Annotated in this window: 13 protein-coding genes; 3 read left to right on the forward strand and 10 right to left on the reverse strand. The window is 72.3% G+C overall.

Annotated elements, in window-relative coordinates; genetic code table 11:
• Nucleotides 1-318 precede the first annotated feature (318 nt).
• From ACZ6ZT_RS07990 to ureA, 6 genes are all read right to left on the reverse strand, one after another.
• Entirely contained in the window at nt 319-1,683 is a 1,365-nt protein-coding gene (locus tag ACZ6ZT_RS07990; RefSeq protein ID WP_469716619.1) for a hypothetical protein, read from the reverse strand.
• 54 nt (nt 1,684-1,737) lie between these two features.
• On the reverse strand, nt 1,738-3,360 hold the full coding sequence (gene cimA / locus ACZ6ZT_RS07995) for a citramalate synthase (protein ID WP_469716621.1): 1,623 nt from the start codon (nt 3,358-3,360) through the stop codon (nt 1,738-1,740).
• 313 nt (nt 3,361-3,673) lie between these two features.
• Nucleotides 3,674-4,294, reverse strand: a complete 621-nt coding sequence (locus ACZ6ZT_RS08000) for a TetR/AcrR family transcriptional regulator (protein ID WP_469716622.1) — start codon at nt 4,292-4,294, stop codon at nt 3,674-3,676.
• A gap of 38 nt (nt 4,295-4,332) precedes the next feature.
• On the reverse strand, nt 4,333-5,373 hold the full coding sequence (locus tag ACZ6ZT_RS08005) for an agmatine deiminase family protein (RefSeq protein WP_469716624.1): 1,041 nt from the start codon (nt 5,371-5,373) through the stop codon (nt 4,333-4,335).
• 20 nt (nt 5,374-5,393) lie between these two features.
• The gene (locus ACZ6ZT_RS08010) at nt 5,394-7,127 is read right to left on the reverse strand and encodes an urease subunit alpha (RefSeq protein WP_469716626.1); all 1,734 of its coding nucleotides are present in this window, start codon (nt 7,125-7,127) and stop codon (nt 5,394-5,396) included.
• On the reverse strand, nt 7,124-7,864 hold the full coding sequence (gene ureA / locus ACZ6ZT_RS08015; protein WP_469716628.1) for an urease subunit gamma: 741 nt from the start codon (nt 7,862-7,864) through the stop codon (nt 7,124-7,126). The genes ACZ6ZT_RS08010 and ureA overlap by 4 nt, the downstream gene beginning before the upstream one ends.
• Nucleotides 7,865-8,021: 157 nt before the next feature.
• Between ureA and ACZ6ZT_RS08020 the strand changes: the two genes are divergently transcribed.
• A complete protein-coding gene (locus tag ACZ6ZT_RS08020; RefSeq protein WP_469716630.1) occupies nt 8,022-9,452 on the forward strand; it encodes a cytosine permease in 1,431 nt (476 codons plus the stop codon).
• A gap of 100 nt (nt 9,453-9,552) precedes the next feature.
• Here the strand turns inward: ACZ6ZT_RS08020 and ACZ6ZT_RS08025 are convergent, their stop codons facing one another.
• From ACZ6ZT_RS08025 to ACZ6ZT_RS08040, 4 genes are all read right to left on the reverse strand, one after another.
• Nucleotides 9,553-10,638 carry a branched-chain amino acid aminotransferase gene (locus ACZ6ZT_RS08025; protein ID WP_469716632.1) on the reverse strand — a complete coding sequence of 362 codons (1,086 nt, stop codon included), beginning with the start codon at nt 10,636-10,638 and terminating at the stop codon, nt 9,553-9,555.
• Between the two features lie 232 nt (nt 10,639-10,870).
• Nucleotides 10,871-11,911 carry a 3-isopropylmalate dehydrogenase gene (locus ACZ6ZT_RS08030; RefSeq protein WP_469716634.1) on the reverse strand — a complete coding sequence of 347 codons (1,041 nt, stop codon included), beginning with the start codon at nt 11,909-11,911 and terminating at the stop codon, nt 10,871-10,873.
• Nucleotides 11,912-12,020: 109 nt separating this feature from the next.
• Entirely contained in the window at nt 12,021-12,152 is a 132-nt protein-coding gene (locus tag ACZ6ZT_RS08035) for a hypothetical protein (protein ID WP_469716636.1), read from the reverse strand.
• A 282-nt stretch (nt 12,153-12,434) separates the two neighbouring features.
• Nucleotides 12,435-13,334 carry a LysR family transcriptional regulator gene (locus ACZ6ZT_RS08040; RefSeq protein ID WP_469716638.1) on the reverse strand — a complete coding sequence of 300 codons (900 nt, stop codon included), beginning with the start codon at nt 13,332-13,334 and terminating at the stop codon, nt 12,435-12,437.
• A gap of 100 nt (nt 13,335-13,434) precedes the next feature.
• Between ACZ6ZT_RS08040 and ACZ6ZT_RS08045 the strand changes: the two genes are divergently transcribed.
• On the forward strand, nt 13,435-14,448 hold the full coding sequence (locus tag ACZ6ZT_RS08045) for an NADP-dependent oxidoreductase (RefSeq protein WP_469716640.1): 1,014 nt from the start codon (nt 13,435-13,437) through the stop codon (nt 14,446-14,448).
• Between the two features lie 119 nt (nt 14,449-14,567).
• A complete protein-coding gene (locus ACZ6ZT_RS08050; protein ID WP_469716641.1) occupies nt 14,568-16,598 on the forward strand; it encodes a phosphocholine-specific phospholipase C in 2,031 nt (676 codons plus the stop codon).
• Nucleotides 16,599-16,600 lie beyond the last annotated feature (2 nt).

A 16,600-nucleotide genomic window follows, 5' to 3' on the forward strand; every position in this document is an offset into this window, starting at 1 on the left:
TCAGCTTGCCCTTGGCGTGCTGCGCCTCGGTCGCCCGGTCGCTCGGCCCGCGCCGGGCTTCCTCGCGGAGGGCGTGCAGCTCGGCCACGCGCCCGCGGGCGTCCGTCGGCTCGCTCGGAGTCTGGTCCACAACGGTCATGTACCGACCTTACGAAGCCCGGCCCCGAAAACCCTCCGTTGGTTCTACACAGTCTCGGACCCGATCCGCTGTGCGGGCCGGACAGAACCGCCGCAGGATGCAGGGACTCCCCCAGTCGGGACGAGGGGGCTTTGTGAGAGTCCTACAAAAGGCGTGACGCGCCAGCTCCCCAGGGGCGGCTACCAGCCGCCCCCGCCGTCGAAGCCGCCACCCCCGTCGAAGCCGCCCCCGCCGCCGAAGTCCCCGCCCCCGAAGTCGGCGGGGTTGAAGTCGGCCCCGGAGACGTCGCCGCCCTCGAAGCCCGAGCCGAAGTCCGCGCCGCCGAAGTCGGCGCCGTAGGCGGGCGAGGACATCATCGAACCGAGCATCGTTCCCACCAGCAGGCCGGGCAGGATGCCGCCGCCGAAGTAGCCGCCGGCCCAGGGACCGTACGCCGGGCCGGCATCGTAGTACGGGCGCGGTCCCCGGTCGGTCTCGACGGTGCGGACGGCCGGGTCCAGGCCGTCGCGCAGCCGTACGGCGTCCGCCGCGCAGACCGGCACGCTGCGGGCGGCCCCGCCGGCCGGGGCCCAGGTGGCGTCCTCGGTGCTCGGCCCGTGGCGCGGGTCGAAGAAGCACGGCGCCCGGCGTTCCGGTACGGGCTCGCCCCGGCGGCGCGCGTCGAGGCGGGCCAGTGCGAAGCGCCCGTCCTCCAGGGCCTGGGTCACGCCCTGCACCTCTTCCGGGCGCTCTACCGAGGCCATGATCTGCTTGGCCTTCTCGTAGGAGTCCAGGGCCTGCTCGTAGTCCGTGCGCATGGCGTCGTCGGCGCCCGGCTCCCCCGGGTGGAAGTCGAGCCGGTCGAGCTCCTCGCCGAAGGCGGTGATGTCCTCGTCCACGACCACGCCGAGGCGGGCGACGGCCTCGCGGCGCGCCTCTTCCTTCTGCCTGCGGCTGCGCCTGACCAGCGCGTACGCACCGCCGCCGCCGATCACCGCGACCGCGCCGAGCCCGATCAGGGCGCCGCCCGAGAAGGAGCCGTCCGCCGCGGAGCCGCCCCAGGAGGCCGGGGCGTGGCCCTTGACCTGGGGCAGGGCCTGGTCGACGAAGTTGTTCAGCTCGGTGTTCGCGTCCACCGGGGCGCCGGTCTTGACGGCCTCGGTGAGGTTGCGGACGGCGTTGACGGGCATCACGGACCGGTCGGCGCCGGCGTTGAAGCCGTCGCCGAGGCGGATCGCGTAGAGCCCGGTGATCCCGGTCTCGGCGCGGACGGCGCCGAGCACCTTGTCCTGCGGGAACTGCGCGGAGTTGGGCAGAACGGCCACGAACAGCGGCTTCCCGGCGTCCTTGATCTTCTTGGCCAGCGCGTCGGCCTGCCCCTGGGACAGCTGCGCCCGCGCGCCGGGGTCCACGTAGACGGGGCCCTCCTTCAGCGCCTCGCCGACGGCGGACACCCCGGTGGCCGCCGACGCCTGCGGTGCGGCCACGAAGGCCGTCGCCGACAGGGCCAGCAGCATCCCGGCGAGCAGCGGTCGAACGCGTACGGACGTGCGCCTGGTCCTCATGTCTACGACGCTACCGGAACCGCTACTTTCCCGTGTGAGCCGGGCATAAGCGCCCTACTCCGCCGGTTCGACCCCGGCGTGCAGGAGGCCGAAGGTGAAGGCGTCCTCCAGGGCCTGCCACGAGGCGGCGATGACGTTCTCGGCGACACCGACGGTGGACCACTCGCGGGTGCCGTCCGTCGTGGCGATCAGGACACGGGTCGTGGACTCCGTGCCGTGCTTGCCCTCCAGGATGCGGACCTTGTAGTCGACCAGCTCGAACTTGGCCAGCTGCGGGTAGAAGCGTTCGAGGGCCACCCGCAGCGCCCGGTCCAGGGCGTTGACCGGGCCGTTGCCCTCCGCCGTGGCGACGATCCGCTCGCCCTTGGCCCACAGCTTGACGGTGGCCTCGTTGGCGTGGGTGCCGTCGGGGCGGTCCTCGACGATGGCGCGCCAGGACTCGGTACGGAAGTACTTGCGGGACCGGCCCTCGACCTCGGCGCGCAGCAGCAGCTCGAAGGAGGCGTCGGCGGCCTCGTACGTGTAGCCCCTGAGCTCCCGCTCCTTGACCCGCTCGACGACCCGGGAGATCAGCGCGCGGTCCCCGCCGAGGTCGACGCCGAGCTCCTTGCCCTTGAGCTCGATGGAGGCGCGGCCGGCCATGTCGGAGACGAGCATCCGCATGGTGTTGCCGACCCGCTCGGGGTCGATGTGCTGGTACAGGTCGGGGTCGACCTTGATGGCGGAGGCGTGCAGGCCCGCCTTGTGCGCGAAGGCGGAGACGCCGACGTACGGCTGGTGCGTGGAGGGGGTGAGGTTGACGACCTCGGCGATGGCGTGCGAGATCCGGGTCATCTCGGCGAGCGCGCCGTCGGGCAGGACCCGGCGGCCGTACTTGATCTCCAGGGCGGCGACGACCGGGAAGAGGTTGGCGTTGCCGACGCGCTCGCCGTAGCCGTTCGCGGTGCACTGCACGTGGGTGGCGCCCGCGTCGACGGCGGCCAGGGTGTTGGCGACGGCGCAGCCGGTGTCGTCCTGGGCGTGGATGCCGAGGCGGGCGCCGGTGTCGGCGAGGACGGTGGCGACGACGGCGGTGACCTGGGCGGGGAGCATGCCGCCGTTGGTGTCGCAGAGGACGACGACGTCGGCGCCGGCCTCGTGGGCGGTGCGGACCACGGACTTCGCGTACGCGGCGTTGGCGCGGTAGCCGTCGAAGAAGTGCTCGCAGTCGACGAAGACGCGGCGGCCCTGGGCGACGAGGTGGGAGACGGTGTCGCGGACCATCTCCAGGTTCTCTTCGAGGGTGGTGCGCAGCGCGAGCTCGACGTGCCGGTCGTGGGACTTGGCGACGAGGGTGATCACCGGGGCGCCGGATTCCAGCAGGGCGCGGACCTGCGGGTCCGTGGCGGCGGAGCCGCCGGCCCGGCGGGTGGCGCCGAAGGCGACCAGCTGGGCGTTCCGGAAGGTGATCTCGGCCCGGGCGCGGGCGAAGAACTCGGTGTCGCGGGGGTTGGCGCCGGGCCAGCCGCCCTCGATGAAGCCCACGCCGAAGTCGTCCAGGTGCCGCGCGATCGTCAGCTTGTCCGCGACCGTGAGGTTGATGCCCTCACGCTGGGCGCCGTCGCGCAGGGTGGTGTCGAAGACGTGGAAGCCGTCATCGAGTGCCGCTGTCGGCTCAGTCGCCTCTGGCGTCGTCATGCTGATCTGACTCCTGTCGGATGAGTGGTTCCGGAATCCCGGGATCCACTGCCCCCATCATCGCGCGCCGCCGCTCCGCCGTGTTCGGTACCGGGAAACGAAAAGACCCCTCGCGGGTGCGAGAGGTCTGCGCGCGGGTCTGAGGCACGGTGGCCGCTGCCGCGAAGGTCTTCCACGGTCTCAGCGGTCACAGAGGACCGGCGCGCCGCTGTCCATAATCATGAGCTGAGCGGGCACGCTCGCAGTGTGCCATACCGCCCGGCGTCCGTGGACGCCGGTCTCAGCATGCGGTCAACGTCCCGGCGGGCCCCGCTCACCCCTGCGGGGCGAGTGCGTCGGTGAGGAACTCCCGTACGTGGTCCAGGATCGCCTCGCGGGACAGGAGCGGCAGCCCGACCGCCAGCTGGATGCTGAACCCGTCGAGCAGGGCCCGCGTCCTGGTCGCGAAGCGGTCGGCGTCCACCGGTCGGAACTCCCCGCGCGAGATGCCCTCGGCGAGGAGGGCGACCAGGTCGCGGTGCCAGGCCCCCTCGATGGCGGCCTGCCGGTCGCGTTCCTCGGGGCCGGCGTTCTGGGAACGGTTCCAGACCTCCAGCCACAGCGTCCAGTGCGGGTCCCGGGGGCCCTCGGGCACGTAGAGGTCCACGTACGCCCGGACCCGCTCGCGCGCCGTGCCGGGCCGGGACAGCAGGGCGCGGCGCTCGGTGCCCAGGGCCGCCTCGCTCCACTCCAGGGTCTGCAGCAGGAGCTCGTCCTTGCTGCCGAAGTAGTAGAGGAGGTGGCCGCTGCTCATGCCGACCTGCCGGCCGAGGCCGGCCATGGTCAGGCCCTCCAGGCCCCGCTCGGCGATCGTGGCCATGGCGGCGACGAGTACGTCCTCGCGCGGGGGCGCGTTCTTGCGCGCCGCCCGTACCGGTACTCCACCCGCCACCATGGGCCACTCCTTCACGAGGTACGCCGGTGGTCCGTGGATCAGACCTTCGGCTGCTGCTGGGTGATGCAGTGGATACCGCCACCCCCGGCGAAAATCGTACGTGCGTCGACGAGGGTCACGGTCCGCTCGGGGAACAGGCCGCGGAAGATCTCGGCGGCCTCCTCGTCGCGCGGGTCGTCGAAGGCGCAGAGCACCACGCCGCCGTTGCAGAGGTAGTGGTTGATGTACGAGTAGTCCACCCACTCGCCGTCCTCCTCCAGCACGGTCGGCGCGGGGACCTCCACGACCTCCAGCCGCCGGCCCCGGGCGTCGGTGGAGGCGCGCAGGAGGGCGGCGATGGTCTTGCAGCGCTCGTGGTCGGGGTGGGCGGGGTCGGGCTGGGTGTGGACCAGCACCACACCCGGGCGGGCGAAGGCGGCGACGATGTCCACGTGGCCCTGGGTGCCGTAGGTGCCGTAGTCGCCGGCCAGGCCGTACGGGAGCCAGATGGCCTTGGTGGTGCCGAGGTGGGCGTGGATCTCGGCCTCGACCTGCCGGCGGGTCCAGCCGGGGTTGCGGCCCTCGCCGAGCTGCACGGTGTCGGTGAGCAGGACGGTGCCCTCGCCGTCGACGTGGATGGCGCCGCCCTCGTTGACCAGGCGGGTGCTGTACGTACGGGTGCCCGCGAGGTCCGAGACGTGCCGGGCGATCTTCGCGTCGTGGTCCCAGCGGGCCCACTCCTGGGCACCCCAGCCGTTGAACGTCCAGTCGACGGCGGCCAGTTCCCCGGCGTCGTTGGTGACGAAGGTCGGGCCGATGTCGCGCATCCAGGCGTCGTCCAGCTCACGCTCCACGAGCTGTACGTCCTCCCCGACGATCGCGCGGGCGGACTCGGCGTCGCCCGGGGCGACGACGAGGGTCACGGGCTCGTACGCGCGCACCGCGCGGGCCACGGCGCCCCAGGCCTCGCGGGCCTCGGCGAGCTCCCGCTCGTTGGTGAAGGTCGGGTTGGGGCTGGGCCAGGCCATCCAGGTGCGCTCGTGGGGGGTCCACTCGGCGGGCATCCGGAAACCGGCGTCGGCGGGCGTGTTCGTGGTCATGGCAGGCGTCCTTCGCGGTGCTACAGGAAGTACAGGCGGTTGAGGGAGACCGATTCGGCCGCTTGGGAGCGCAGCGGTTCCCCGTCGAGGGAGACGAGTCCGCTGCGCGCGTCCACATCGACCGCGCCCACCCGGGAGTTGAGGAGGAGGTCGCCCGGACCGATGCCGCGGGTGCCGCGCACGGCGACCCGGCGGCGGCGCGTGGGCATGTCGTCGGAGCCCAGCGCGGCGGCCGCGGCGGAGACGAAGGCGACGGAGATGTCCGCGGCGGTGGCCCCGTAGGAACCGAACTGCGGTCCGAGGACGAGGGGTTCGCAGGTGTCGGTGGCGGCGTTGGGGTCACCGGTCACCCCGTAGGCCGGGAAGCCGGATTTCAGGACCAGCTGGGGCTTGGCGCCGAAGAACTGCGGGCGCCAGAGCACGATGTCGGCGAGCTTGCCGACCTCGATGGAGCCGATCTCGTGGGCCAGGCCGTGGGCGATGGCCGGGTTGATGGTCAGCTTGGCCATGTAGCGCAGGACGCGGGCGTTGTCGTCGCCCTCGCCGTCGCCCTCCAGCGGGCCGAGCTCGCCCTTCATCTTGGCGGCCATGGCGAAGGTGCGGCGGATGGTCTCGCCCGCGCGGCCCATGCCCTGGGCGTCGGAGGAGGTGATGCCGATCGCCCCGAGGTCGTGCAGCACGTCCTCGGCGCCCATCGTCCCGGCCCGGATCCGGTCGCGGGCCATGGCCGCGTCGCCGGGGAGGTCGGGCTTGAGGTCGTGGACGGAGACGATCATCCCGTAGTGCTCGGCAACCGCGTCCCGGCCGAAGGGCAGGGTGGGGTTGGTGGAGGAGCCGATGACGTTCGGCACGCCGGCCATCTTCAGGACGTTGGGGACGTGGCCGCCGCCGCAGCCCTCGATGTGGAAGGCGTGGATGGTGCGGCCGTCCAGGACGCGCAGGGTGTCCTCGACGGAGAGGCACTCGTTGAGGCCGTCGCTGTGCAGGGCGACCTGGACGTCGTGCTCCTCGGCCACCCGCAGCGCGGTGTCCAGGGCGCGGGTGTGCGCGCCCATGTCCTCGTGGACCTTGAACCCGGACGCGCCGCCCTCGGCCAGCGCCTCGACCAGCGGGGCCGGGTCGGAGGAGGAGCCGCGGGCCAGGAAGCCGATGTTGACGGGCCAGGCGTCGAAGGCGTTGAAGGCGTGCTTCAGCGCCCACGGGGAGTTGACGCCGACGCCCCAGACCGGGCCGAACTCCTGGCCGATGATCGTGGTGACGCCCGCCGCGAGCGAGGCCTCCATGATCCGCGGGGAGAGCAGGTGGACGTGGGTGTCCACGGCTCCGGCGGTGGCGATCATGCCCTCGCCGGAGACGATCGAGGTGCCGGTGCCGACGACGACGTCGACCCCGTCGAGGGTGTCGGGGTTGCCGGCCCGGCCGATCGCGTGGATGCGGCCCTCGCGGATGCCGATGGACACCTTGCGGATGCCGAGGACCGCGTCGATCACCAGGACGTTGCTGATCACCACGTCGCAGGTGTCGCGGACCGCGGCCGCCTTCAGGTGCAGGCCGTCGCGGGCGGTCTTGCCGAAGCCCGCCAGGAACTCGTCGCCCGGCTTCTGGGCGTCCGACTCGACGCGCACGGTCAGCCCGGAGTCGCCGAGCCGGACCCGGTCGCCGGCGCGCGGGCCGAAGACGGAGGCGTACTCGTACGGGTCGATGTGCCGGCTGCCGGGGGCGCAGTGGTCGCTGTGGGGGGTCTTCTTGCTCACGCCGGGGCTCCGTCCGGGCTGTCGGGGGTGCCGGGGGTGCCCGGGGCATCGGCGGCGGCGACGCCGAGGTAGCCGCACGCGGCGGCCCGGCGCAGGGCCTCCGCCCGGGCACCGGGGGCGTCCAGGGGGCCGTCGACCAGGCCCGCGAAGCCGATGGCGATCCGGTCGCCGCCGATCGGGACCAGGCCCACCTCTCCCTCCCCGTGCGGGTCGAACCGTACGGAGGAGCCGGCGGGCACGCACAGCCGCATGCCGTAGGCGGCGGCCCGGTCGAAGTCGAGCCGGGGGTTCGCCTCGAAGAAGTGGAAGTGGGAGGTGACGCTGACCGGCACCGAGGCCGTGTTGCGCACCCGCAGGTGGCGGACCGGCTCGGGCTGCGGGACGCCCGGGCCCGGCACCACGGCGCCGGGGGCGTCGTCGCCGAGGCCTGCGGCGCCGCGGATCGGGGCGGAGACCACCGCGAGCCGGGATCCGTCGTCGAAGACGGCCTCCACGTGCACCTCGGTGACGACGTCGGCCACCCCGGGCAGCACGTCGTCGGGGCCGAGGACGCTGCGGGCCTCCTCGATGGCCTCGGCGAGCCGCTTGCCGTCGCGCGCGGCCTCGCAGACCGTGTCCGCGATCAGCGCGGTGGCCTCGGGGACGTTGAGCCGCAGGCCCCGGGCCCGCCGGGCCCTGGCCAGTTCCGCGGCGCTGCGCAACAGCAGCCGGTCACGCTCCGTAGGGGTCAGCCGCACGCCGATCCACCACCTTTTGAGTCGATGGGTTAGAGCATCACTCTAACTCTTCATTTGCCTGCAAGGAATCATTGACCTGGGACCAGGGCTTAGGTCACATTGAATGTCGCTCAAACAACGGCGCAACCACCCCCCGCCCTGCCAAGGGAGTCCCCCCATGCCCATCGAACAGCGCGGAGTCGACACCATCCCGGAAGAGGAACGGACGAGCGGTCCCCGTGACCTGATCTCGATCCTCCTCGGCTCCAACCTCTGCCTCGGCGTCATCGTCTTCGGCTGGCTGCCCCCGTCCTTCGGGCTGGGCCTGGTGCCCTCGGTCACCGCCATCGTGACCGGCACGCTCGTCGGGATCGCCTTCACCGCGCCGCTCGCGCTGGTCTCCCTGCGCACCGCGACCAACCTGTCCACCTCCAGCGGCGCCCAGTTCGGCGTACGGGGAAGGCTCGTGGGGTCGGTGGTGGGCCTGCTGCTCTCCCTCGGCTACACCGCCCTGACCCTGTGGATCGGCGGCGACGTGATGGTCGGGGCCCTGTCCCGGCTCACCGGGCTGCCCGACACCGGCCTCTCGCGGGCCGCCATGTACGGCGTGCTCGCCGCCTGTACCGTCGTCGGGGCCGTCTTCGGCTACCGGCTGCTGCTGCGCATGAGCAAGGTGCTGTCCATCGGCATGGTGATCCTGCTGGCCGTCGGCCTCTACGCCTACGCGCCCGACTTCACCAGCGCCGCCCCGCCGGACACCGCCTACCTGCTCGGCTCCTTCTGGCCGACCTGGCTGCTGGCCGCCGTCGCCGCCGGCCTGAGCGGTCCCGTCGCCTTCATCACCCTGCTCGGCGACTACACCCGCTACATCTCCCCCACCCGGCACAGCTCCCGCAAGGTGCTCTGGGCCACCGGCTTCGGCCTGCTGATCGGCCTGCTCATCCCGCAGCTGTTCGGCACCTACACCGCCCTCGCCGCCCGGGCCGGCACCGACTACGCCGGACCCCTCGTGGCCGCCTCGCCCTTCTGGTACCTGGTCCCGCTGCTCGCCGCCGCCGCGGCCGGCTCGGTGGGCAACGCCGGGCTGATGCTCTACTCCATGGGCCTCGACCTGGACGCCATCGTGCCCAAGGCCACCCGGACCAAGGCCACCGTCATCGCCGCCGCCGTGGCCACCGCCTTCGTCTTCGTCGGCTCCTTCGAGTGGAACGTGCAGTCCGCGATGACCTCCTTCGTCCTGGTGCTGACCGCCATCGGCACCCCGTGGGCCGTCATCACCCTGATCGGCCACGTACGCTGCCGCGGCCGGTACGACGCCGACGCGCTCCAGGTGTTCAACCGCCGCTCGGTGGGCGGCATCTACTGGTACCGCGGCGGGTGGAACCTGCGCGCCACCGCCGCCTGGGCCGTGGGCGCCGGCGTCGGGCTGCTCGCCGTGACCACTCCCTTCTACGAGGGGCCCCTGCTCGCCCTGACCGGCGGGGTGGACTGCTCCTTCGTCCTCTCCGGCCTGGTCGGCGGGCTCGTCTACCTGGCGCTGGGCAGGGGCGGCGCGCCCGTGTCCGCCTCGGCGGCGGCGGCCCCGGCGGAGGAGCCGGCCACCGTGTGAGGCCGCCCCCGACCGGTGTAAGAAGGCCCGCGCTCCCTGGTTCCGGAGGCGCGGGCCTTCGTACGTAAACGTGGTGCCGGGGGGTACCGGCGGGTGCCGGCTAGCCGAGCGGGTGCATCCAGCCGTGGTCGTCGGCGGTGCGGCCCGTCTGGAGGTCCAGGAGCGCCTTGCGCAGCTTCATGGTGACCTCGCCGGGCTCGCCGTCGCCCTGGGTCCAGTTGGCGCGCTCGGACTTGACCGAGCCGACCGGGGTGATGACGGCGGCCGTGCCGCAGGCGAAGACCTCGGTGAGGGTGCCGTTCTCGTTGTCGCGCTTCCAGTCCTCGGTGGTGATGCGGCCCTCCTCGGCGGTGTAGCCGAGGTCGCGGGCGATGGTGAGGAGGGAGTCGCGGGTGATGCCCGGCAGGAGCGAGCCGGTCAGCTCCGGGGTGACGATGCGGTCGCCGTACACGAAGTACAGGTTCATGCCGCCCATCTCCTCGATCCAGCGGTGCTCGACGGCGTCCAGCCAGACGACCTGGTCGCAGCCGTGCGAGGCGGCCTGCGCCTGGGCGACGAGGGAGGCCGCGTAGTTGCCGCCGGTCTTGGCGGCGCCGGTGCCGCCCTTGACGGCGCGGACGTACTCCTCGGAGAGCCAGACGGAGACGGGCTTGACGCCGCCGGGGAAGTACGCGCCGGCGGGCGAGGCGATGACCATGAACAGGAACTCGTTGGCCGGGCGGACGCCCAGGCCGACCTCGGAGGCGAACATGAACGGCCGCAGGTACAGCGAGGCCTCGCCGGAGTCCGGCACCCAGGCGCGGTCCTGCTTGATCAGGGCGTCGCAGGCCTCGATGAAGAGGTCGGCGGGCAGCTCGGGCATCGCCATGCGGCGGGCGGAGGCCTGGAAGCGCTCGGCGTTGGCGCGCGGGCGGAAGGTGGCGACGGTGCCGTCGGGCTGCTTGTAGGCCTTGAGGCCCTCGAAGATCGTCTGCGCGTAGTGCAGGGTCATGTTCGCCGGGTCGATCGACAGCGGCGCGTACGGGACCAGCTCGGCGTCGTGCCAGCCGCGGCCCTCGGTCCACTTGATCGTCACCATGTGGTCGGTGAAGTGGCGGCCGAAGCCGGGGCTGGCCAGGATCGCCTCGCGCTCCGCGTCGGACAGCGGGTTCGAGGAGGGCTTGAGCTCGATCGTGGGCGTCGTCATGAGTGCTTGTCCTTCACCGTTTGGGTAGGGCGGACCGCGCTCATGTCGTACTAGGACGTCCGAGCTTCCCCGTATTCCGCGGCCTCGCGTTCGATTATCGCCCGGGAGGGGTCGTCGCGGTGAAACGGGGTGGGTAGCGGCCCAGGGGAGATGGTGGCACCCGGGGCCGCACAGGAGAAGCCGCCGGGTCGGTGGTCGCTTCCCGGCGGCTTCCTGAGGTGGGGCTGCCGGGTCAGCCGGCTACGCGGGCGGCGAGGGCGTCGCCGATCGCGTCGGTGGAGCGGAAGGTTCCGTCGCGCTCGGCGAGGTCGGCGGTGACCGCGTCCTCGATGCGGACGGCCTGGTCCTCGTAGCCGAGGTGGCGCAGCAGGAGGGCGACCGAGAGGATCGTCGCGGTCGGATCCGCCTTGCCGGTGCCCGCGATGTCGGGGGCGGAGCCGTGGACGGGCTCGAACATGGACGGGAAGGCGCCGGTCGGGTTGATGTTCCCGGAGGCGGCCAGGCCGATCCCGCCGGTCACGGCGGCGGCCAGGTCGGTGAGGATGTCACCGAAGAGGTTGTCCGTGACGATGACGTCGAAGCGCTCCGGCTGGGTGACGAAGAAGATCGTCGCGGCGTCGACGTGCAGGTAGTCGGTGGTGACCTCGGGGTACTCGCGGCCGACCTTGTCGAAGGTGTTCTTCCACAGGTGGCCGGCGTAGACGAGGACGTTGTTCTTGTGGACCAGCGTCAGCTTCTTGCGGGGGCGGGCCTTGGCCCGCTCGTACGCGTCCCGGACCACGCGCTCGACGCCGTACGCGGTGTTCACGCTGACCTCGGTGGCCACCTCGGCCGGGGTCCCGGTGCGCAGGCTGCCGCCGTTGCCGGTGTACGGGCCCTCGGTGCCCTCGCGGACCACGACGAAGTCGATCTCCGGACGGCCGGCGAGCGGGGTCGCGGTGTTCGGGAAGAGCTTCGAGGGGCGCAGGTTGATGAAGTGGTCGAAGGCGAAGCGGAGCTTCAGCAGCAGACCGCGCTCCAGGACCCCGGACGGGACCGAGGGGTCGCCGATCGCGCCGAGCAGGATCGCGTCGTGGTGGCGGAGGGCTTCGAGGTCTTCGTCCGGGAGGGTCTCACCGGTGCGGTGCCAGCGCCGGGCGCCGAGGTCGTACTCCCTGGTCTCCAGCTTCACGTCCTGGGGCAGGACCGCGGTAAGGACCTTGAGTCCCTGAGCCACGACTTCCTGGCCGATGCCATCACCGGGGATCACTGCGAGATTGATGCTGGTCGACATGACGGAACCGTACTCCGTGTATCAGCCCTCGGGCATATCGCGTCCACCATATGGACGTGGTGCGGACGCGCGGGGACGCGACAGGCCCGAGGGGTGGGTCCGTACGGACTCAGTGGCCGGTCGAGCCGCCGTTGTCCCGGCGGTCCAGGGCGCGCTGGAGGGCGGCGGCGGCGTTCTTGCGGTCGGCGTCGGCCGGGGAGGCGTGGCGGACGCGACGGGTGGCGGCGGAGGTGGGGGTCATGGTGATCGACTCCTTGAGATCACGGCGTGGCGGGGCCACGGATGAGGGGTTCCTTCAAGGCGCCGGAAGAGGCGGGGAGCGGGGCGCCGCAGGGGTTGCCTGCCAGGGGCGCGCGCTCTCGACCGCCATTCGCCGGATCGGCGAGACGTTCGGCTCCTACAAAGCTAGGCCAGGTCCCGCTGTATGTCTCGGCAATTACTCGGGCTTCCTACTATTTGAGACGGGCCCGACCGTCCGGCAGGCCCCCGATCCCCCGTCCCAAGCGACCGCCCCGCTCCGCTTTCAGCCCTTCTCGGCCCTGAGTTCCCTGATCAGAGCCCTGACGGCGAGACTCGATGCCAGTTCCGGTGTGGTGACGTACCCCACCCGCCTCACCGGCCCCTCGGGCCCCAGCGGGGCGATGTCGACGGCGTCCGTGGCCTCCCGCAGCGACAGTTCGGGCAGGATCGCCATGCCCAGGCCCCGGCCGACCATGGTGAGCACCATGGCGTCGTCCTCGGCCTTCAGGGTGGCCCGGGGGATCCAGTCCTGGGCCCGCCACCAGTCCCGGGTGTAGGAGCCGCAGTTCTCGTCCCAGTCCAGCAGCGGCAGCGCCCTGGGGTCCGGATGGCCGGCCGGGTGGACGAGGGCGTACGCCTCCCGGGTGAGTTCCCCGGCCAGCAGGCCGGGCGGCAGTCCCTCGGACGGTACGTCGCCGGGCCCGCCCAGGGTGGCGAGGGCGAGATCCGCCCGCCCGGCGGCCACCTCCCCCGCGGTCCCGGCGCCGAGTTCGCGCACCACCCGCACCTCGGGCCGGATCCCGGGATGCAGCGCCGCCAGCCGTTCCAGGGCGGGCGGCAGCAGGTGCAGGGCCGCGCTGCGGAACGCGGCCACCCGCAGCACCCCGTCCAGCGGCCGCGGACCGGCGTCGGAGCGGCCGGCGGCGCGGGCCTCCGCGCCGAGGACCTCGTACAGCCGCAGGATGCGCCGGCCCAGGGCCACCGCACGCTCCCCCGCCGGGGTGGGCGAGGCCCCGGCGCGGCCGCGCTCGAAGAGGACCGCCCCGACCTTGGCCTCGCTGCCGCGCACGGAGTGCGAGACGGCCGACTGGGTGATCCCGAGCCGGACGGCGGCGGCGGAGAAGCCGCCCGTCTCGGCGACGGCCGCCAGCACCCGGAGTTCTTGCGGAACGAGCTCGGCCACGGGTCCCCCACCTGGACGTATGAGCCGCGTTCATGGACGTGCGGCTGCCATGAGGGCAACCTACTGCCCGGGCCGGGGATTCCTTCCTACCGTCGTGGCCATGACCACGCACACCGCTTCCGCCGTCCACCTGACCGCCCGCCCGAGCGGCTTCCCCGCCGCCTCCGGCTTCGCGTACGTCTCCTCGCCGGTCCCCGAACCGGCCCCGGGCACCGCCCTGGTGGAGAACCTGCTGCTCTCGGTGGACCCCTACCACCGCGGGCTGATGGACGGCGGCGAGGACGGCTTCGACCTGCACGCCCCGCTCGAAGGGCGCGCGGTGGGCCGGGTGACCGCCTCCCGGGATCCGGGGCTCGCCGAGGGCGACCTGGTCTTCCACCGCGCCGGCTGGCGCACCCACGCGCTGGTCACCCTGGGGGTGGACGGCACCCGTAGGCTCCGGGGCCACGCGGGCGTCCCGCTGGAGGCGTACCTGTCGATCCTGGGCGGGACCGGCCTGACCGCGTACGCCGCCCTCACCCGGACGGCGGTCCTGCGGCCGGGCGAGGACCTGTTCGTCTCGGCGGCCGCCGGCGGGGTCGGCACGGCCACCGGGCACCTCGCCCGGCTGCTCGGCGCCCGCCGGATCATCGGCAGCGCGGGTTCGGCGGCGAAGGTGGCCCACCTGACCGGCGCCCTCGGTTTCGACGCCGCCTTCGACTACCACGACGGGCCGGTCGGGGAGCAGCTGGCGCAGGCCGCCCCGGACGGCATCGACGTGTACGTGGACAACGTGGGCGGGGACCATCTGGAGGGGGCGATCGATGTCCTGCGGGAGTACGGGCGGATCGCCTGGGTCGGCGGGATCTCGATGTACAACGGCGACCGCTCCCCCGCCGCGCCGCGCAATCTCTTCGAGGTCGTCCACAAGTCGCTGCGCCTGGAAGGGGTATTGGTTCGAAATCACACCAATCTGCAAGATGAGCTGGAGGACTTCCTGGTCCCCCATCTGCAGAGCGGCCGGGTGCGCCCCGACACCACCGTTGTCCAGGGCTTCGACCGCACGGTGGAGGCTTTCCAGGGCATGCTCCGGGGGGACAATCTGGGCAAGATGCTGGTCCGTCTCACGGACTGATTCCAGCCAACCGGAAGTTCACCGAGTTCTTACCGCACGGATGTAGACCTTTGCGGTGGCTGCCGCCACTCTTGCCGTCAATGTGCCAGCGGGGCATTCGAGTTGGAGGCGAGCAGCCAGTGACACCCATCAGCCGCAGAGGTTTCGTGGGAATCGGCGCCGGGCTCGTGGCGGGGGCGGCCCTGCCCGCGCTCACGCCGGCGTCGGCGGCCGCGGCCGCCGCGAGCGGCACGATCACCGATGTGAAGCACGTCGTGATCCTGATGCAGGAGAACCGCAGCTTCGACCACTACTTCGGCAGGCTGAAGGGCGTCCGCGGCTTCGGCGACCGCGCCGCCGGCAACATCCCGGGCGGCTGGGGCACCTTCAACCAGCCCAACTGGGGCGGCCGCCAGTACCCCTGGAAGCTCTCCGCCACCCCGCCGGCCGGCGGCGCCGACAGCGAGACCCTGGCCCAGTGCACCGGCGACCTGCCGCACAGCTGGACCTCGCAGCACGCCGCCTGGAACAAGGGCCGGATGGACAACTTCGTCACCGGCGTCGGCAACACCCGCACCCTCGGCTACCTGGACCGCGGCGACATACCCTTCCACTACGGGCTCGCCGACAACTACACGATCTGCGACGCCTACTTCTGCTCGACGCTGAGCGCCACCGGACCCAACCGCACCTTCCTGTGGAGCGGCAAGGTCGACCCCTCCAGCAAGGACGGCGGCGACGAGTCCGGGCTGACCTGGGAGACGTACGCGGAGGCCCTCCAGCGGGCCGGGATGACCTGGAAGGTCTACCAGAACGCGCAGGACAACTACGGGGACAACGGCCTCGCCTACTTCAAGCAGTTCACGGACGCCGTCCCCGGCACCCCGCTGTGGGACCGGGGCATGGCCTCGGTGCCCAAGGTCACCGGCTCCACCCCGGACGACATCGCCGCCGCGATCCGCGCGGACGTGGTCGCGGGCACGCTGCCGCAGGTGTCCTGGGTCGTGGCGAACGAGGCCTTCTCGGAGCACCCGTACGCCCCGCCCGGCGACGGCGCGCACTTCGTCGACCTGGTCTACCGGGCGCTGGCCGCGAACCCGGAGGTCTTCGACTCCACCGTCCTGTTCCTGAACTACGACGAGAACGACGGCTTCTTCGACCACGTCGCCCCGCCCGTCGCACCGCCCGGCACGCCCGGCGAGTACATCGACGGCCTCCCCGTCGGCCTCGGCTTCCGCGTGCCGATGCTCGTGATGTCCCCGTGGACCCGTGGCGGCTGGGTCAGCTCCGAGGTCTTCGACCACACCTCCGTGCTGCGGTTCATGGAGACCTGGACGGCGGCCCGGGGCACCCCCGCCGTCTGCCCCAACATCAGCGAGTGGCGGCGCAAGGTCGTGGGCGACCTGACCGGCGTCTTCGACTTCAAGAACCCGGTCTACGGTGTCCCCTCCGGCCTGCCGTCCACCGCGAAGGTGATCGGGCAGGCGACCTGCGGCCCGCTGCCCAACCCGGCCCCGCAGGACAACGCCCTCCCGGCGCAGGAGCCCGGTACCCGCCCGGCGCGCGCCCTCCCGTACCAGGTCAACGGCAACCTCGACCGGCTGGAGTTCGGGGCGGCCGGGCAGATCCTGGCCTGGTTCTCGATGGCGAACCAGGGCGCGCCGGCCAAGCGGGCGGCGCACTTCTCGATCCACCCGCACCAGCACCGCGACACCACCCCGTGGCAGTACACCGTCGAGCCGGGCGCCACCTCGACGGACTTCTTCAACGTCGGCCTGGCCAACGGGACCGGCCAGTACGACATCTCCATGTACGGGCCGAACCGCTTCCTGCGGCGCTTCATCGGCGACGCGAACAAGGCGGGCAGGGCCCTGGAGGTCGCCTCCCGCTTCGCGGTGGAGCAGGGCACCGGGAAGATGGCGATCTGGTTCAAGATGACGAACGGCTCGTCGGCGCCGGTCACCTTCACCATCCACTCGAACGCCTACCGGAGCGACGGGCCGTGGACGTACACCGTGCCGGCGAACTCCTCGCGCGAGGACTTCTTCAACGCGGTGGCCTACCACAAGGGCTGGTACGACTTCACGGTCCTGGCCGACGCGGACGGCACCTGGTCGCGCCGCTACACGGGCCACATCGAGACGGGCGCCCCCAGCGTCAGCGGCAGCTAGCG

It is taken from the genome of Streptomyces sp. NPDC102258, assembly GCF_055584685.1.